We start from the raw sequence: 18977 nt of genomic DNA on the forward strand, positions 1-18977 counted from the left end.
TTGTATTTATATTTTATTATTATTCACTATTGGGGTAAAAACTGTATTTTTATTGCAAAGATAGAATATTCCTCGTATATTACAAATAGTTAGCTTTCCCAAAATTATTTCGGAATTGGATGAAGTCTTTTATTTTTGTATTTTTGCAACATGAGACGCTTTCTTTCATATTGTCTGGTTGCGGTCACTTTGTTTATCGGAGTGACTTATACTTTCACATCATTCCGGAAGGGTTTCGAAACTAATGTTTCTGGGCACAATCAGAAAGCATTACCGACTGATCAAGAGCGATTTACTTTGTCGGCAGCAGACATTCTTTTGTCGGTTGGAGTAGGCAATGAGCAGGTTCGTATTTCCAATGCTTTTCAGCAAATTACTAATCGTGTTTTATCTTCTTCTGCCAATACATTGCGGCTAATCCGTTCTGCTCAGTTGATACATCTCCGGATTTCAACCGGATATACGCTTTTTCTGCTGAAATCATCTTTTAAACAGTTGGATGGGTATTATCTGTACCATCTCCGAAAACTCCTGATTTGATTCTCAAACTTTCAATGCTCTGATTTCTGAGCAAAAAATTTCCTTTTTTCAATTAAAAATTACTATAAACAATGGTGAATATACCTGTTATGTTCGCTTTGAATTATTATATCCTCATGGAAAATAAAAAATCAATTACACATGTTCTGGAGAACATGGACAAAAATACTTTGTATAAACAAAAGTCTTCTTTCGTTTGGTCTTTATCGCTAATCGTTCTTGGAGTTGTATCTTTTAGTATTTACACCTCTTTCGATTGGAAAACTAGCGATGCTCTGCCTCATTTCCTTTTTATATTGGGCTCGGTGTTTTTAATCATTGGTGTTTTAATGTTCTTTTTTAGGAAAGATCATTATTACTCAGCAGTGAGTGGTCAGAAACTGAAACTTACGCAGATTTATTTTCAACCGGGCGAACAGAATAAGCTGGTTAATCTGATGGCTGAAAGTCGGATAGATGAAGTAAAAAATCTAAAAACTTCGGTGAGCGATGGGTTGAAATTATCGGTAATGGCAACTCCGGACGGAAATATATGCCTTTCACAAGTGATAGCTTACCTGGGGTCGGAATATGTAAATATTACTGACGTAAAAAACCATTCCCAAGCTGAAGCCGTGATGCTGGCTTCAATAAAGTCAAAGTAAGAATCCTGTAAAGTCAGCTGCATTAAAAGAAGAAATTATAAAACGGTTTCTTCTTTTAATGCATTTCTTATACTTTAGCTGTATTTCATTTCGAGGCAATTTACTACTTTTGTTTTTAAATCAATTTTTATATCTCTAAGTTAGAGAATTTATGTTTTTTATTATTGTAGTATATTGTATATGAAAAAATTACATCTTATTTTAGTTGCGTTATTTTTCTGTGTTGTTGGTTTCTCTAGAAATCAGGTAGATACCATTTCAGTCTTCTCGACAAAGATGAAGAAAGAAATAAGAAACGTAGTGATTGTACCTGAGAACTATAACGTGAAAAAGCGATACCCTGTAGTATATCTATTGCATGGCTACAGTGATAATTATGCAAAGTGGATTAATACGGTCCCTTCTATCAAGGCACTTGCCAATAAGCACCAGTTTATTCTGGTTTGCCCCGATGGAGGTTATAGCAGTTGGTATATGGATAGTCCCATTGATTCAACATACCAATACGAAAGCTTTATTACTAAAGATTTGTTGAGCTACATTGATACACATTATTCCACCATAGCCGAACGTTCGCAACGAGCTATTACGGGGCTGAGCATGGGTGGTCATGGGGCATTGTACATTGCCATTCGCAACAAAGATTTATTCGCCAATGCCGGAAGTATGAGTGGTGGTGTTGATTTACGAAGCTCAACCAAACTTTTTGACATCGCTAAACGTATTGGAAACATAGAAACTAACGCTACTGAGTGGGATAACAGATCGGTCATAAATATGGTAAATTCGCTCAAGAACGATGAGTTGAACCTGATAATTGATTGCGGAGTTTCAGATATTTTTTATCAGATTAATGCAGCTCTGCATCGTCGGTTAATGAACTTAGGCATTAACCACGATTATATTGAACGACCCGGTGAGCATGATTGGTCTTATTGGACTAATTCCATCCAATATCAGTTATTGTTTTTCGAACGAAATTTTGAAAAAGCTAAAAAGAAATAAGCCATCTTCTATATGGTTGATTCTCTCTTATTTAACCCGCAGCATGTTATTTGTTGCGGGTTTTTCTTTTCAATGAAAAGCCATTTAACCATAAATAAAGTATTTTCATACAATCAATCGTAATTGAAATATTTATTAAATAAATCGTCCGAAATATCAATATATCAGCAAATATCAAAGAGTAACTACAGTAGAACAGGTGTTGATCAAACTTAATAATTGCATATTTATTACAATATGAAGAATTTTATACAGGAATAAAGAAAAATTTCTTTAATTCCTTTTGTGCTACAAAAAAAAAGATTACTTTTGTGATTGAAAAAAAGATTCTGATTTAGCGAGATAGTAAAAACAATTATAGATCACTTAATTTAAAAAAAATGGCAAACTTGGATTTAAGCAAGTACGGGATTTCAGGAAATTTTGAAATTCTGCACAACCCAACTTACGAAGAATTGTTTCAGGCAGAAATCGATCCTGCAAACGAAGGTTTTGAAAAAGGAGTGTTAACAACAACAGGTGCGGTATCCGTTGATACAGGTAAATTTACAGGTCGTTCTCCTAAGGATAAATTCTTTGTAAAAGATGCAGTAACCGATGAGCACTTGTGGTGGGATGGAACTATTAACCGCCCTACTACTCCTGAAGTATTTGCGCACTGTAAAGATCTTGTAACAAAACAACTTTCTACTGCAAAAAAATTGTATGTAGTTGATACATTCTGCGGAACTAACGAAGATACTCGCCTGAAAGTACGTTTCGTTATGGAAGTAGCATGGCAGGCTCACTTTGTGACTAACATGTTTATCCGTCCTTCTCACTACGAATTGGCTAACTACGGTGAACCAGATTTCGTATGTTTGAACGGTTCTAAAACTTCAAATCCTAACTGGAAAGAACAAGGATTGAACTCTGAAGTATTTACATTGTTCAACCTGACTGAAAGAATGCAGGTAATCGGTGGTACCTGGTACGGTGGTGAAATGAAGAAAGGTATTTTTGCGCTGCAAAACTACTACTTGCCATTGCGTGGAATCGCTTCTATGCACTGTTCTGCTAACGTTGGTAAAGATGGTGATGTAGCTATCTTCTTCGGTTTGTCAGGAACTGGTAAAACTACTCTTTCTGCAGACCCAAAACGTTACCTGATTGGTGATGACGAACATGGTTGGGACGATCACGGAGTGTTCAACTACGAAGGTGGTTGCTATGCTAAAGTAATCGATTTGGAAAAAGACAAAGAACCAGATATCTGGAGAGCTATCCGTCGTGATGCTTTGTTGGAAAACGTAACTGTAGGTGCTGATGGTACTCCTGATTATTCAGCTGCTGCGTCTAAAACAGAAAACACCCGTGTTTCTTACCCTATTTATCATATCAACAAAATCGTTTCTCCTTCACGTGCAGGACACGCAAAGAAAATTATTTACCTGTCGGCTGATGCATTTGGTGTATTGCCTCCGGTATCTATTTTGGACGAAAAATCAGCTCAATATCACTTCCTTTCAGGCTTTACTTCAAAATTAGCCGGAACAGAACGTGGTATCACTGAACCGGTTCCTTCTTTCTCGCCTGCATTTGGTGAAGCTTTCTTGACTTTGCACCCAACAATGTATGCTAAGACATTGATTGGCAAGGCTAAAGAACACAACGCTAAAGTTTATTTGGTAAACACTGGCTGGAACGGAACAGGAAAACGTATTTCGTTGAAAAACACTCGTGCTATCATCGATGCTATCATTGATGGTTCAATCGAAAATGCTCCAACAGTACACGTTCCAATTTTGAATCTGGTAGCTCCAACTGCTTTGAACAATGTTGATTCAAACATCCTTGATCCACGTGATACTTATGCAGATGTTGCAGAATGGGAAACTAAAGCAAAATCACTTGCTGCTAAATACATCAAGAACTTCGAACAATACTGTGACAACGACGATGCGAAAGCATTGATTCCTTCAGGTCCACAATTGTAATCAGAAGTAAGACGTAAGAAAGTAAGAGCTAAGTACTTTTGCTGATAATAATAGAATGAGCTGTTCGAATTATCGAACAGCTCATTTTTTTCGTATAAAGTTCCAAGCTAAATCCCATCTAATCTCTGAGTGCTTATGTTCTGATTTCTATGCCATTAAATATATACTGACTCGGATAAGCATGTGCTGAATAAGGGGAAATATTGATTTTTATTTGAAGTATTGTAAACTATTTTGAATTTAAAACTGTTTTGTGAGTATTGATAGAATAAAATAGATTTGATAATTCACAATTATGCCATAGCTTTTTGATAAAGTTAGATAATAAAAAACAGACCGGTTCGTGAGAATCGGTCTGTTTGATTATAGGAGCATGAAGAAAGCCTATTTTATTTCATCTTTTTCATCATCCACTTACGGCGAATCCAATAATCAAGCCCGATAAGAATAAGGCTCAAAAAAGCTATGTAGAAACTAAATGCATACATCGATTTAGACTCAGACGATAAATGTACTTTCGGAAACTTGGGAAGTTCAAATGTAAAGTTCCACGGAATGTAGGTGAGGAACACGTAAACGGCCAATCCTATTAATGCCAGCGAAGCCCCCGAGATAAGGCAGATGCCCAGCACATACTCCCGTTTTTTCTTTCGTTCTACGGCGCGATACACTTCCGCCATCAGGCGCGAATTAAAGTCCGCAGAGAGTCGGGGGCTTTCGGTCGATTGAAGTGCTTTTCTGATTGCTTTATCGTTGTTCATTTTCATTTCCTTTCGTCATTAATACATATAATTTCTTTCTCACTCTGTGAAGTTTCACCTTCACATTCTCCGGAGTCAGATCCAACACCCGAGCCAGTTCTGCCACCGATTTATCTTCCGTATAAAAAAGCGTTATCAGCGTTTTTTCTTCTACATTGAGTTTCGTTATGGCTTCTTCCAGCTTTTGTAATCTGATCTCATTCTCATCCCCATCGAAAAAAGTTTCTATTGCCTCGTCAGGAACGCTTTCCATCATTACTTCATCCACCATCGGAAACTCCATTTTTCGCTTCCTGGTGGCCGAAATAGCCGTGTTATAAGCTATCCTGAACAACCAGGTAGAGAAACTGCAATCGCCTTTGAAACTGTCCAGTTTTTTGAACGCTTTCAGAAAACTATCCTGCGTCAGTTCCTCGGCATCTTCATTGGTCTGTACTATACGAACAATCAACGAGTAGATAGAGTTGCTGTACGAGTTGACGAAATGCGAATATAAATTCGTTTCGCCGGCAAGTATACGCACTATGTAGTTTATCTCGTCCTGATTATTCATATATTGTATAAGACGCACATGTTCCGTTTTGGTTACAGATTCTTTTCAGACAAAATAAAAAAGAAGGAGATGTGTAACCATTTTCGGGTTGCTGCGTCAAACACTACAAAGAACGAAATTATTTATTTAAAAACAAAAGATTATGATGGACTTTATTACTATTCCATTGGTTGTTGGAATGATAACCCTTGGCATTTACAAATTGTTTGATTTGTTCGTACGCAAAAAAGAGCGTCTGGCAATTATCGAAAAAATCGGTGACAAATTTGATTCTTCCATGATTGAAAACAAGTTTTCATTTCCTCTTAATTTTAAATTTGAAGGAGGATTTGGTACACTAAAGGTTGCTTGTTTGTTGCTTGGTGTTGGACTGGGATTACTTGTGGGGTATTTTATTTGTTATGGCACTATACCGGGCTACTATAATAACGGCGATTATTCTTATCGCACATCCGAAGTTATCTATGGTGCATCTACTTTATTATTTGGTGGTCTGGGTTTATTGATTGCCTTTTTGATTGAAATGAAATATCGAAAAGATAAAAAAGAGCATTAAAACTCATAACTTGACTATAGAATGAGCTGTTTGATGAATTTCAGACAGCTCATTTCTTATTTACAATACTTAAGTGGATGTAACTTAATAAAAAAGCTGCTTCAAATTCTTGAAGCAGCTTTTCGTTGTACTATTTGTCAAACGAATGTTTTAATCTTTCACAATCTTCTTTTCTATAGTTCCGTCTTTTGTAGTTACTCTTACAATGTAAATACCCTTTGGCAAAGTGCTCACCGAAACTAATTCATCATTTGCAATCTTTTTATTTATAAGCTGCCGGCCACTTAAATCACTCAATGTAAAGATAGCTACTCCATCCAAATTTTTAATTTGCAACTCATCAATAGCCGGATTTGGATAAAGAGTGATAGAACTTATTTTCTCGTCGGATAATCCGGTAGTCACCGTTACAAAAGTCAAATCATCACCATAAACAGTTCCCACACTATTGGTAGCATATGCTCTGAAATGATATGTTACACCCGGCGTTAAGCCTGTAATAGACGATGAGAATATACCTGCACCAGTACCATCAGTGGTTATATTGTCGGCTGTAGTTGGATTAATAGTCCTACTCCAGCAAATCCCACGATAAGTAACAGATGAGGAACCTTGATTTGTAACGTTACCACCTACTGTTGCGCTTGTTGTACTGATACTAGCTGCAGACCTAGTGCTTACCGCAGGCAATGTGCCTAGAGTTGAAAAAATCTTGTCAGAACCATAAGATGTTCCAGAATTATTTGTTGCATAAGCTCTGTAATGATAGGTGACGCCAGAACTTAGTCCTGATATTGAACTTGTGAACACTCCAAAACCTGTACCATCAGTGGTTTTGTTATCAGCTATGGTTGGATTAGCATTTGTGCTCCAGCAAACACCGCTAGCTATAATTGAAGAAGTTCCAAAACTTGTGATGTTTCCACCTGATATCGCTGTTGTTTTAGTTATAGAACTAGCTTCAGTAGTAGAAACAGTTGGAGGAGTTCCTACAGTGGTAAATGTCAAATCTGTACCGTAGGCAGTACCTACATCACTTGTGGCATATGCTCTGACATGATAAACCTGACCTGGCGAAAGATTGCTAATATTGCTTGTAAATGTTCCTAAACCTGCTCCATCAGTAGTTTTTGAACCTGCAATTGTTGGAAAAGCATCAAAACTCCAACAAACTCCGCGAGCTGTAACCGCTGAAGTACCTTCGGTTGAAACATTACCTCCTGTAACAATGGTGGTTGCTGTTATTGAACTAGCGTTATCTGTTTCAACAATGGCAGGAAAGCCTTCCACTATTTTTGGAACATCTTTCCACTGATCTGCAGCTAGGTAATCAGTTTTTGAACCTACAGGAACGTATAAAGTCCATTTAGTATTATTCATACCTCCAAATGCAAAAGGATTAGCTAAACTAAGAGGAATAGCCCTAGCTGAAGAGATAGATGCCAAATTCCAACAATCTACGAAAGCCCCAGATCCTATCGATGAAACTGAACTCCCAATTACAACACTTGTAAGACTTGTGCTGCCACTGAATGCATAATTTCGAATTGAAGTAACCGTATTGGGAATTGTGTAATTTCCTTTTTTCCCTGCCGGGGATATAATTAATGCTGATTGATTTTTATTAAAAAGACAACCATTCAATGTTGAGAAATTCATATTACCCGGATCAACGACAAATTCTGTCAAGCTCCGGCAATTACCAAAAGCATTTTCTACAATGGTAGTCAAAGAAGCTGGAATACTTACACTAGTAACTGAACTATATTGAAAAGCTTTATCACCGATTGTGCTTACAGTAACAGGTATAGCATAAGTAGTAGTATTGGCGTTTTTTGGAAATAGAATTAATGTGGTTTTATCTTTATTAAATAATACACCATCAACATAAGAAAAATTCTGATTGTTTGAGTCAACAATATACTCTTTCACTGCCCACTCATTTCCAAAACTTTCACTTCCTATTGTGCTTAATGATGCTGGTAGTGTTACAGTCGTAAGTTTAGAACACATAAATAAGGCAGCATTTCCAATGCTTGTAACCGAAGTGCCAAGCATTAAGTTGTTAATATTAGAGCATCCCCAAAAAGACGAGGATCCTATCGAAGTTACAGAATTAGGTATTATGATGTTAGTCAAACCAGTACAGTTTTGAAAAGCCATACTGCCTATTGATGTAATTGAATTGGGCAGGTTAATACTCTTTAAGTGAGCTTTTCCTGTTCCATCTGTAAAACAGAAAGAAGATTTTGGCAGTTCATTAGCAGGATAATCAATACTTGAGTTAATTGTGCCATCACCTCCACTGTAGGCAGTAATATTCACGGCAATAATATCTAAAACTTCAAGATTGACGAGTTCGTCACGTAAAAATTTCACATCTCTGGCATCAATGGTTCCGGTTAGCGTCAGATTAGTTATCGATGTTTTGTCTCCGGTAGAAATCAACGTATTTAATGTTCCTGCTGTAGGAACATTAACGGTAATTGTTGGATCGGCAATGATGGTAGTCAGGGTTAAATCCTCGCCATAGGCTGTACCTACAGCACTGGTAGCATAAGCCCGGATGTGATAGGTCGTATTAGATTTTAATCCTGTAATTGAACATATATATTTATCTGAACCACTTCCCAGAGAGTTGGCATTTGCTAATATCGGATTAGCATTGAGACTCCAACAAACACCCCGGGTAATAATTGGCGATGTGCCTGCACTTGTTACTTCGCCTCCGGCAGTAGCAGTAGTTGATGTCACAAAGCTAGCCGCAGTAGTTGTAACTGTTGGCAATGTCCCTAAAGTTTCAAATGTCAAATCAGCACCATACGATGTTCCAACAGCACTGGTGGCATAAGCCCGAATATGATAAGTAACACCTGAAGTTAAACTGGTAATAGCGCTTGTAAAAGTACCCGCACCATCTGCATCAGTAGTTTTAGCATCCGCAATGGTGGGACTAGCTGAAGTACTCCAACAAACACCACGAGATGTAACCGGAGAAGTTCCGGCACTTGTTACTTCACCACCAGCAGTGGCCGTTGTTTTTGTAATTGCGGTTGCTATTGTTGTTGTAACTGTTGGCTCAGTACCTAATGCTGTAAATGTCAAATCAGCACCATACGATGTACCCACAGCACTGGTTGCATAAGCTCGAACATGATAGGTTATTGCCGAAGTTAGACCTGTAATAGAGCTTGAAAAGACACCCGCACCATCTGCATCAGTAGTTTTATTGTCTGCAATGGTGGGATTAGCTGACGTACTCCAGCAAACACCGCGTGCTGTAACAGGGGAAGTTCCGGCACTTGTTACTTCACCACCGGCAGTGGCCGTTGTTTTTGTGATTGCGGTTGCTATTGTTGTTGTAACTGTTGGCTCAGTACCTAATGTTGTAAATGTCAAATCAGCACCATACGATGTACCCACAGCACTGGTAGCATAAGCCCGAACATGATAGGTGACACCGGAAGTTAAACCGGTAATAGAGCTTGAAAAGACACCCGCACCATCTGCATCAGTAGTTTTATTGTCTGTAATGGTGGGATTAGCTGACGTACTCCAGCAAACACCGCGTGCTGTAACAGGGGAAGTTCCGGCACTTGTTACTTCACCACCGGCAGTGGCTGTCGTTTTTGTTATTACACTTGCCGTTGTTGTTGTAACTGTTGGTTCGGTTCCCAATGTTGTAAATGTCAAATCAGCACCATAAGCGGTGCCAGTATCGTTTGTGGCATAAGCCCGAATATGATAGGTGACACCGGAAGTTAAACCGGTAATAGAGCTTGAAAAGGCACCCGTACCATCTGCATCAGTCGTTTTAGCATCTACAATGGTGGGATTAAGGGATGTGCTCCAACAAACGCCACGCGCTGTAACAGCCGATGAGCCTTGATCTGTAATGTTTCCACCTGTAACTGCTGTAGTTTTTGTTATAGAAGTCGCTACTGTAGTAGTTAAAACGCTTAAACTTTGAACGTCAGAAACTGCTATAACTTTGGAATGGACAATAAAAAAGAGCTTAGACATAAAAAAAGTAGAATTTGTTTTTTCATTGACTAGTATTTATAGATTTACATATAAAAGCGTAAAAATATACAATATGTTTTAATTATCAAAACAAATGATAAAGAGTATGCTATTAAACATAAAAGAACTTTCTAATACTTTGGAAAGCCCCTGTTTAAGCGGATATGTTCTTAATTAGATGAGTAAAGAATGGCACTGTTTGGTGGAATTTGTAATCCCAATCATCAACCAGCATCTTTCTGCAAAGAATTAGATAGATATATCCTTGAGGATTGGAGATTCAAACATGCCATAGATTTTTGATACAGTTTAATTATAAAAAAACAGCCCGAAAGTACTAAACTTTCGGGCTGTTTGTGTTTCAACTATTCGGAGTGCGACTTCAAGTCGCATTCCGAATAAGAAGATTCTATTTTATCTGAATACTTACGCTACTCTTTACATCGGCAGCAGAGGCCGCATTACGCAATACGAATTCTCCCGATTCCACGGTCCAGTTATTCGTTTTTTCGTTGTAAAAAGCCAAATCTTTTACCTTTACTTCCAATGCCACGGTTTGTGTTTCGCCTGCTTTAAGAAATACTTTGGCAAATGCTTTCAACTCTTTAGCCGGACGCATAACCGAGGCTTTGGGTTGCGATGCATATACCTGAACAGCTTCTGCACCATCTACTTTGCCGGTATTTTTCAGCGTAAACGATACCTTGATTGTTTCGTCCTGTCCGTAAGTTTTCTTGTCTGTAGCTATTTTGCCATATTCAAAAGTACTGTATGAAAGTCCGTATCCGAAGGGGAACAATGGTTTAATCTTTTTAGTATCGAACCAACGGTAACCAACCAGAATATCTTCTTTGTAAAAAACATTGGTGCTGTCGCCGGGATATGAAAGTTTGCCAAACGAATGTGCAGCATTATCTTCCAGTTTTACAGGGAAAGAGAACGGTAATTTGCCACTCGGATTTACTTTACCGGTGATCACGTTGGCTATTGCATTGCCACTTTCAGAGCCAAGATACCAGGCTTGCAAAACAGCAGGAACATCCTTCAGCCAAGGCATAGCCACTGCATTACCGCTGGCAAGCAGAACTACCACGTTTTTATTGACTTTCAGAATTTCTTCTATTAATTTATCCTGATTAAAAGGAAGATTGTACGTAATACGATCCCCTGCTTCACAGTCCTGCTGGTGGTTTTTATTCAGACCGCCTACAAAAAACACGATGTCTGCATCTTTGGCTGCTTTTACCGCCGCATCAAATAGCTGCTGTTGGTTTTCCTTTGGCGCTATCACACGACCATACATGGATGGACCAGATGAATATCCTTTACAGTAAACAACTTTATCGGCACCAAATGTCTGTTTGAAGCCATCGAGTGGTGAAACCTCGTATTTCACTTTCAGGGTAGATGATCCGCCTCCTTCGGTGAGACTGCGCGAGGCATTTTCTCCGATTACCGCAATTTTTTTGTATTGGTTCGTTGAAATTGGCAAGAACTGTTTCTCGTTTTTCAACAGCACGATACCTTCTTCAGCCACTCTACGAGCTGCAGTGCTATGGTCGTTACATACAAACCGACCGTAAGGCCTGTCGGGCATCATATTCGTACGGAATGTCAGACGCAGGATACGACGTACTTTATCATCCAGAACGGACACAGGCACTTCTCCTTTTTTGAGCATCGTAAGGAAAGGTTTTGCCAGGTAAAAATCTTCGTAGCCGAACATAGCTCTGGATGACAAACCGTTGGTGTAGCTTCCCATTTCTATATCGAGTCCGTTAAATACCGATTGTTTTGTATCGTGTGCTCCGCCCCAGTCGGTAACCACCACCCCGTCAAATTTCCAGTCACCTTTCAGAATTTTGTTGAGCAACAAGTCATTATGGCAGCAATGTTCTCCCCGAAACTGATTATATGAACCCATGATAGACCATGCTCCGCCTTCTTCGACAGCTGCTTTGAAAGCCGGTAAATAAATTTCGTGCAGCGCTCTGTCGCTCAGGTTTACATTGATATGTCCGCGCCACACTTCCTGATTATTAAGGGCATAATGCTTCACACAAGCTGCTACTCCGTTTTCTTGAACTCCTTTGATATACGGTATAGCCATGCGACCTGCCAAATAAGGATCCTCACCCATGTATTCAAAGTTACGTCCGTTGAGCGGTGTACGATAGATATTCACACCCGGACCCAGCAAAATATCTTTACGGCGATAGCGGGCTTCTTCGCCAATGGCTACTCCGTATTCGTGCGATAAGCTAGGATTGAACGTGGCCGCCAGGCAGGTTAGAGCAGGAAAAGCCGTACAGGAGTCATTAGTCCACTTGGCTGCGCCCCATGCATCCCATTCTATTTCTTCGCGTACACCGTGTGGTCCATCGCTCATCCATATTTCAGGAATACCCAGACGAGGTACTCCGTGTGATGAAAATTTAGACTGAGCATGGCACATGGCCACTTTCTCTTCGATAGTCATGCGCGAAAGGGCATCTTCTACTCTTTGTTCAATTGTTTTTCTATTGTCGAGATAAACCGGTTTTGTTTGTGCCTGCATACCTGCAATTCCCAGCAAACACAGAATAGCTGTCATTGTTTTCTTCATTTTATATTTATCAAAAGGTTAATACCGAAATTTTATCATTTCTTTTTTTATTGATTTAATGCTGAATTTTATTGATACTCAAAAAATAAACATCATTTTCCCGAATATTCAGCTCCTTCACCAGTAATTTGTTTTTGCCTACAATTATTTTTTCAGTCAGGAGAGGGGAATCATTATTCTGTTTTTTTATTTGCTCAACCTGCAATTTTGTTAGCTGTGCAGGTCTATTCATACTCAAATAAGTTGAATAGGCATCGTTTGCTTTGTAACCGGTTTTATGAATTTCAAGTTTATAAGTGCCCTGAGGGATTCCCGACAAATGTATTTTGACTTTTCCTTTCGGTTTAGCCGGTAAATCGCGGATGTAATACACCTGATTATTTACCGAATCGCCCGGATGAGTATTCGTAAAGTCCCAAAGCAACACCTGAATATTCCCTTTATTGTCCTTGCATACCCACGATGTCGAATCGGAATTAATTAGTTCCTTGTTTCCAAGCTTATTCATGTACTTATACGAATAGAAGGCCGGTTTATTGATACCTTGCGTATTCAACAGTCCAAAACCGCCATGAAAAGGAGTAAACCGGGGTGCTGATTCTTCAAATATATCGGTAAATACCCAATAAGACATTGAATTGGCAGCAGCGCCAACCTGTTTGATTTTTTGTAATATGTACGCCGCTTGATGATAGCTGTCGTGAATTGGGTCGGCTGGTGTATATGACGAACTCCACTCGGTATAATGAAGTTGAAGTCCGGGCATAGCTGATACACTTATTTGCTTTCGCGAATTCAGAATATCGCCACTCACAGCCATCGAATCTTTGCTCAGAACAGTTCCAGAATTGCCGTATTCGTCTAAATAACCTTGCTTTACACCGTAAGAATGCGTACTGATAAAATCGAGCGGAATAGAGTTTTTACTGCAAAAATTAATCATTTCCGGTACCCAGGCAGCCCCCGCTGTGGCAGGGCCACCTACCCGAAAATCTTTATTTACGCTTTTGATGGCATTTACAGAATATCTGTAAAGTTTGAAATACTCTTCCTGTGTTCCTGACCAGAATCCGGGAGATAAATTCGGTTCATTCCATACTTCAAAATACCATGTTTTTACCTCTTCTACTCCGTAACGTTCTGTGAAGTGTGTTGTCAGATTTTTTATCAAATCTGCCCATTTATTATAATCTTTCGGAGGAGTAACGTTTCCCCGCCACCAAAAAATGGTTTGCGGACCGCTTGCCAGTGCCGACGGCATAAACCCAAGTTCCACAAATGGTTTGATGCCTATACTTTGAAGATAATCGAACAGCACATCAATGTATTGGTAATTATACTCCGGCTTTCCGTTTTTATCTTCCCGATAAACTCCCATGTCATCTGTTAGCAAACCGTGCATGCGGATATACCTGAAATCACAATTCTTCTTCACATAGGCCAGTTGCTGTTGCCAGTCGGCCCGCAATCCTTCATTGGCACGCCCGGCACCTATACATTCTTTGAACATGGTATTGAAGGTGCCTTTTTCTTTGTTGAAATCGGCATTGATGACCCGTTCGGATGAAGGGTTGATATTCGTTTGAGCAAGAGCAGAACCCGCAAACAGGATAATAAGTGATGCTAATAACGATCTTATTTTCATTGAATAGTTTTATTATATTATTTGACTTGGTACTTTACTCCAGCAATTGCTCCTTTTTCAACTTGATATGAATCTCCTTTTTTATTCAAGACCAAAGATACTAAAATATTGTCAGTAGGTAGACAAATCAGTCCCTTAGCCGTTTGTTGATTGCCATAAACCTTTAAATCAATGGTTGACCAATCAATTTTATCCGTGGATTGTGCAAGCTTAGCATGAGGAATCACAGCTCCGTCACGTACCAGAATAATACAAGGGATTGCTCCAGCTTCAATGTCGTTCCAACCACGATCGTAGGTTTTTCCTGTTTGATAATCGATCCATTTTCCACCCGGCAAATACACCTGACGACCTTTGGTATTTTCCATCAACGGTGCTACATAGATATCCGAACCAAAAAGATAAGCATCATCTACAGTCCATGCTCCGGGATCGTTCGGGAATTCCACAAAGAGTGCCCGTACCATCGGTAAACCTTTTTCGGTACAGTTTTTAGCCTGAGCATATACGTAAGGCATAAGCTTGTATTTCATTTCAGCCGCTTCGCGGAAAGCTTTCACAAATCCTGGATTATACAACCAGGGTTCTTTGGGAGGAGCTCCGTGTGCGCGACTGTGTGAAGTCAGGAAGCCGAAAGGTAACCAGCGACGGTACAAGGCTTCGGGTGAAGATTGGACAAATCCACCAATGTCGTGACTCCAGAACGAGAATCCGCTTAATCCAAACGACAAACCGCCACGTAATTCCGATTCCATGGCAATGTCTTTATTAGCCGCATCGCCACCCCAATGCAACGGATAACGCTGACTACCGGCCCACGCGCTACGTGCCCAGATAATATTCTCGTTGTTGGTAGCTTTGGTCACTTCGGCCACCGCTTTGTTATAGCGCAAAGGATAGAGATTATGCTCGTACCAGCCACCACGACCGGATGCGTAAACACCTTCCAGCGGTGCTGCCTCACCAAAGTCTACTTTGATAGCTCCAACACCCATTTTGAGCAATCCGGCCAGCTTATCCTGATACCATTTTACGGTATTCGTGTTCGAAAAATCGAGCACGGCATCTTCGTACGGCATTTCGCCTTTAGAGTTCTTTACATTCAAGTTTTTGTCGATGATTTCGGGGAAAAACTTATTTTTCGGGGTGAAATAGGTAAGCTGCCACAATGAAATATGGAAGCCATCCTTTTTCAAATCGCTGATCATCTTTTGCGGGTCCGAGAAACGCGATGGAGCAAATTTATAATCACACTGCCAGTCAGTTTCGAACCATCCGGTATCGAAATGAATCACATCGGCTGGAATCTTATTTTCGCGCAGTTTCGCAGCCACTTCGTATCCTTCCTTTTGTTCAAAATACGTGATGCGGCTCATCCAGGTTCCAAATGACCAAAGTGGAGGCATCTGCGCTTTACCGGTGATCTCGGTATATTCATTCAAAATATCTTTTGGTTCGCCCACGAAAATGAATAAATCCAAAGCTTCATCACCCATGAAAAGTTTGTTGGCTCCCACATAGGTATTTCCAAAATCGCAGGTAACGGGGGCAGAAGTATGCATAAACATACCATACCCGCGGTTGCTCATAAAGAATGGAATCGGTTTGTACATCTGGTCGGTTTCCGGACCCTGTGGGTCGGTAACGAACAGGTTCACTTTTTGGCCGCGCTTATCGAGTTTGGTGAATGACTCACCACAACCAAATATCTTTTCGTTAGGAGACAATGAAAACACCGGATTAATCTCACGGCTATTGTCAACGCCTTTTTTGATAAAATTGAACGGAAGTATTTTTACCTGCGACGAGTCATTATCTTTCCAACGCCAGGTATCGGTCAGGCGATTGCCTTTGGCATCCATCAGTACAATACGAAACGGATTTTCTTCAATCAATAATTTTCCAGATGCACTGGTGTAGCTGTATCCATTTTTTGTTTTGGCATATTTCCACGAATTGTCTTTGCCGGGCTCTTTCACCAACATAGGCGAATCAAAAGGTTTTGGTTCCACCGGAGTTGTCAGCATACGGATGCGCAAGGTTCTGGGCGTAATAAAATCCACTGTAAAACTCAGTTCGGGGTTTTGTTGATAGGCTTCACCGGGGAAGTCGAGCATCTTCAAGTCCTGTGGCAAGATGGTATTCACATCAAAAGCCTGACGGGTATAAATTGACGAGCGTTTCCAGCTGATTTTTCCTTTGGCTGTAGCCGGGTCAAAACTGGCTAATTTATCGGCAAAGAAAAAGGTGTTGTGAAAATCTTTAAAATCGAGACTCATATCCACGGGATCACCGAGGAGTCGTTTTTGTTGTGCCACGAGCGGCTGCACGCAACTGCACGCCAACAAAAGCAAAGCGGGAAAAAGATGTTTTTTCATGTTGTATAAAATAAAGACCCCTAGCCCCTAAAGGGGAATAGAGAGTTTGGTTATGAAAATATTAGTATTAATTTTAAATCAAATTACTTATTCCCCTTTTGGGGTTAGGGGTAATACTTTTGTCAGTTTTATATCAGCCGATGAACTTCCGATCATCAACTTCAGCTTGCTCTTTTCAGTCACAAAAGCATGTTTTGCTATATCCCAATACGCTACATCCGATGCTTTCAATGGAATTTCTACCGTTTTCGATTTGCCGGCAGGAATAAATACCCTTTTAAATCCTTTCAGTTGTTTCATTGGGCGTTCCACTTTGGAATCGGGATAAGAAACATAGAGTTGGATCACTTCATCACCATCTCGTTTCCCAATATTTTTTACCTTTACAGAAACAAAAATTGAGTCGGTAAGCGTTGGGTTTGAAGTTTCCAATCCAGAATATTCAAACGAAGTATAACTCAACCCAAATCCGAAAGGATAAAGCGGTTTGCTTTTGAAGTATTGGTATGTTCTGCCATGACGAATATCGTAATCCATCATCGGTGGAAGGTCGGTAATGCTTTTCACCCAGGTTTGCGTTGTACGACCGGCTGGGCTTACATCACCAAAAATGACATCCGCCAAACCATTGCCTAATTCCTGACTGTTGTTAGTTACGTGCAGAATAGCGGGTACGTTTTCTTGCGACCAATTGATAGCAAACGGAAAATTGCTGACCAACACCATCACTGTTTTAGGATTAGCCTGCATGACCAGCTTTACTAAATCTTCCTGTTCCAATGTTATGGATTTACGATCGACAGCTTCTCGACCATCACTTGGTACGGGAGATATTTTCCAACGTGCATCGGTTCCATACGGATGGTTGCCGACACAAACAATTGCCACATCGGCTTTTCGGGCAGCCAGGGTTGCTTTATCCATTTCGTCGGAAGGTGCATAGAAAACCTCTATGTCTTTTCCAACAGCATTTTTTATCCCCTGTAAAATACTTACTGCGTAAGGTGGCGTTCCGCTGTACCAATCGAGCAACACCTCATTGGCACGAGGTCCGATAACAGCTATGGATTTGATTTTTGATTTGTTTAATGGCAATAACCCGGCAGTATTTTTGAGTAAAACAACCGATTTAGCCGTTACTTTTCGGACGAAAGCTTTCGTATCCTGCTTATTCCAGGGTGAAACAGTATCGGTTACACCAATGCCGGTGTACGGCACTTTCGATTGATCGGCATCCAGCAATCCCAGTTTCAATGCTACGTAGAAATTTCCACGGATGACATTGTCAATATTTTTTTCGGTTAGCAACCCTTTTTTTAATGCCTCGTAAATGTATGATCTGAAGTTATCCAAAAACTGCCCCACCGAAGCTTTCACCACAGCTGCTGCACCTTCAGTCAATGTAGGAAATGCATGATGTGCATTCACCAACAACGAAAGCGCACCACCATCGGTACAGATAATGCCATTATTGCCCCATTCGTCGCGTGCAATCTTTTTCAATATCGGATTTACAGTCATTGGCACACCATTCCAGGCATTGTACGATGCCATAAAAGCCCGAGAACCACCTTCGGTAATGCCTTTATAAAATGGGAAAGAATAATATTCGCGGAAAAGTCGTTCGTCGAAATTGGACGAAGTAGAATCTCGACCATCTTCGTTGCTATTGGCCAGGAAATGTTTCATAAGTGATGCAGATTTCCAGTATTTCGGGTCATTGCCTTGCAGCCCTTTGACAAATGCTACTGTGAGTCGTGACCCCAAAAATGCATCTTCACCATAGCTCTCTTCGGTACGTCCCCACCGTGGATCACGAGCCAGATCGGCATTGGGAGCACGCATCACCATTCCTCCTTTTTGGAGATTTGCATTTTGGGCATAAAACCGGATTTCGGTAGCCTCAATATCGGCTACTTTCTGAATCAATTCCGTATCCCAGGTTTCGCCGAGTCCGTAAGCCTGAGGAAAAATCGTAGTTGGGTAGGTTTTGGCAACACCTCTTTCCGAACCGCCCCAATTTCCGGGACCGCCAAGAGCCATCCCGTGTAATCCTTCGGAATGTCCTGTGTTACGAATTCCGAGACGCGGAACTCCCAGATTTGTAGAAAGCGCATTTACTTTTTCGTCCAGCGTCATCAACGAAAGGAGATTATCCAGTCGTTCATTGTCTGGTAAACCGGTATTCTGAAAAGGAAAAGTTGTTTGAGAAACTGCCTGTAACCTCATCAAGGACAGTGCAAAGATCAAAAGAATAGTGTGGGTTTTCATTTTAAGTATAGATTTAATAA

Annotated in this window: 12 protein-coding genes; 5 read left to right on the forward strand and 7 right to left on the reverse strand. The window is 40.2% G+C overall.

Annotated elements, in window-relative coordinates:
* Window positions 1–150 precede the first annotated feature (150 nt).
* The 4 genes from PALPR_RS10555 (at window position 151) to pckA (ending at window position 4165) form a co-directional block, all read left to right on the forward strand.
* The gene (locus PALPR_RS10555; RefSeq protein ID WP_013445614.1) at window positions 151–540 is read left to right on the forward strand and encodes a hypothetical protein; all 390 of its coding nucleotides are present in this window, start codon (window positions 151–153) and stop codon (window positions 538–540) included.
* Window positions 541–656: 116 nt separating this feature from the next.
* The gene (locus tag PALPR_RS10560; RefSeq protein WP_148226466.1) at window positions 657–1184 is read left to right on the forward strand and encodes a hypothetical protein; all 528 of its coding nucleotides are present in this window, start codon (window positions 657–659) and stop codon (window positions 1182–1184) included.
* Between the two features lie 180 nt (window positions 1185–1364).
* The gene (locus PALPR_RS10565) at window positions 1365–2189 is read left to right on the forward strand and encodes an alpha/beta hydrolase (RefSeq protein ID WP_013445616.1); all 825 of its coding nucleotides are present in this window, start codon (window positions 1365–1367) and stop codon (window positions 2187–2189) included.
* A gap of 380 nt (window positions 2190–2569) precedes the next feature.
* Window positions 2570–4165 (forward strand): phosphoenolpyruvate carboxykinase (ATP), encoded by a 1596-nt coding sequence (pckA, locus tag PALPR_RS10570; RefSeq protein ID WP_013445617.1) that lies wholly within the window; start codon window positions 2570–2572, stop codon window positions 4163–4165.
* Between the two features lie 389 nt (window positions 4166–4554).
* On the opposite strand, the gene PALPR_RS10575 is transcribed toward pckA, so the two are convergent.
* Both PALPR_RS10575 and PALPR_RS10580 read right to left on the reverse strand, forming a co-directional pair.
* Window positions 4555–4926 carry a hypothetical protein gene (locus PALPR_RS10575; RefSeq protein ID WP_148226467.1) on the reverse strand — a complete coding sequence of 124 codons (372 nt, stop codon included), beginning with the start codon at window positions 4924–4926 and terminating at the stop codon, window positions 4555–4557.
* Window positions 4913–5479, reverse strand: a complete 567-nt coding sequence (locus PALPR_RS10580) for an RNA polymerase sigma factor (RefSeq protein ID WP_041620379.1) — start codon at window positions 5477–5479, stop codon at window positions 4913–4915. The genes PALPR_RS10575 and PALPR_RS10580 overlap by 14 nt, the downstream gene beginning before the upstream one ends.
* 142 nt (window positions 5480–5621) lie before the next feature.
* On the opposite strand from PALPR_RS10580, the gene PALPR_RS10585 reads away from it, so the two are divergent.
* Window positions 5622–6035, forward strand: a complete 414-nt coding sequence (locus PALPR_RS10585; RefSeq protein WP_148226468.1) for a DUF6249 domain-containing protein — start codon at window positions 5622–5624, stop codon at window positions 6033–6035.
* A 150-nt stretch (window positions 6036–6185) separates the two neighbouring features.
* Here the strand turns inward: PALPR_RS10585 and PALPR_RS10590 are convergent, their stop codons facing one another.
* The 5 genes from PALPR_RS10590 to PALPR_RS10610 all read right to left on the reverse strand — a co-directional run bounded on the left by PALPR_RS10590 (window position 6186) and on the right by PALPR_RS10610 (window position 18957).
* On the reverse strand, window positions 6186–10058 hold the full coding sequence (locus tag PALPR_RS10590) for a leucine-rich repeat domain-containing protein (RefSeq protein WP_013445621.1): 3873 nt from the start codon (window positions 10056–10058) through the stop codon (window positions 6186–6188).
* 409 nt (window positions 10059–10467) lie between these two features.
* Complete coding sequence (locus PALPR_RS10595; protein ID WP_041620380.1) at window positions 10468–12663, reverse strand: beta-glucosidase; 2196 nt, start codon at window positions 12661–12663, stop codon at window positions 10468–10470.
* A gap of 55 nt (window positions 12664–12718) precedes the next feature.
* Window positions 12719–14308 (reverse strand): GH39 family glycosyl hydrolase, encoded by a 1590-nt coding sequence (locus PALPR_RS10600; protein WP_013445623.1) that lies wholly within the window; start codon window positions 14306–14308, stop codon window positions 12719–12721.
* 17 nt (window positions 14309–14325) lie between these two features.
* The gene (locus tag PALPR_RS10605; RefSeq protein WP_013445624.1) at window positions 14326–16686 is read right to left on the reverse strand and encodes a glycoside hydrolase family 31 protein; all 2361 of its coding nucleotides are present in this window, start codon (window positions 16684–16686) and stop codon (window positions 14326–14328) included.
* 87 nt (window positions 16687–16773) lie between these two features.
* Window positions 16774–18957 carry a glycoside hydrolase family 3 C-terminal domain-containing protein gene (locus tag PALPR_RS10610; protein WP_013445625.1) on the reverse strand — a complete coding sequence of 728 codons (2184 nt, stop codon included), beginning with the start codon at window positions 18955–18957 and terminating at the stop codon, window positions 16774–16776.
* Window positions 18958–18977 lie beyond the last annotated feature (20 nt).

The organism is Paludibacter propionicigenes WB4, assembly GCF_000183135.1.
Classification (GTDB): domain Bacteria; phylum Bacteroidota; class Bacteroidia; order Bacteroidales; family Paludibacteraceae; genus Paludibacter; species Paludibacter propionicigenes.

Coding starts and splice junctions, on each gene's coding strand:
- PALPR_RS10555 (WP_013445614.1), top strand. CDS start 151: ATGAGACGCTTTCTTTCATATTGTCTGGTTGCGGTCACTTTGTTTATC.
- PALPR_RS10560 (WP_148226466.1), top strand. CDS start 657: ATGGAAAATAAAAAATCAATTACACATGTTCTGGAGAACATGGACAAA.
- PALPR_RS10565 (WP_013445616.1), top strand. CDS start 1,365: ATGAAAAAATTACATCTTATTTTAGTTGCGTTATTTTTCTGTGTTGTT.
- pckA (WP_013445617.1), top strand. CDS start 2,570: ATGGCAAACTTGGATTTAAGCAAGTACGGGATTTCAGGAAATTTTGAA.
- PALPR_RS10575 (WP_148226467.1), bottom strand. CDS start 4,926: ATGAACAACGATAAAGCAATCAGAAAAGCACTTCAATCGACCGAAAGC.
- PALPR_RS10580 (WP_041620379.1), bottom strand. CDS start 5,479: ATGAATAATCAGGACGAGATAAACTACATAGTGCGTATACTTGCCGGC.
- PALPR_RS10585 (WP_148226468.1), top strand. CDS start 5,622: ATGATGGACTTTATTACTATTCCATTGGTTGTTGGAATGATAACCCTT.
- PALPR_RS10590 (WP_013445621.1), bottom strand. CDS start 10,058: ATGTCTAAGCTCTTTTTTATTGTCCATTCCAAAGTTATAGCAGTTTCT.
- PALPR_RS10595 (WP_041620380.1), bottom strand. CDS start 12,663: ATGAAGAAAACAATGACAGCTATTCTGTGTTTGCTGGGAATTGCAGGT.
- PALPR_RS10600 (WP_013445623.1), bottom strand. CDS start 14,308: ATGAAAATAAGATCGTTATTAGCATCACTTATTATCCTGTTTGCGGGT.
- PALPR_RS10605 (WP_013445624.1), bottom strand. CDS start 16,686: ATGAAAAAACATCTTTTTCCCGCTTTGCTTTTGTTGGCGTGCAGTTGC.
- PALPR_RS10610 (WP_013445625.1), bottom strand. CDS start 18,957: ATGAAAACCCACACTATTCTTTTGATCTTTGCACTGTCCTTGATGAGG.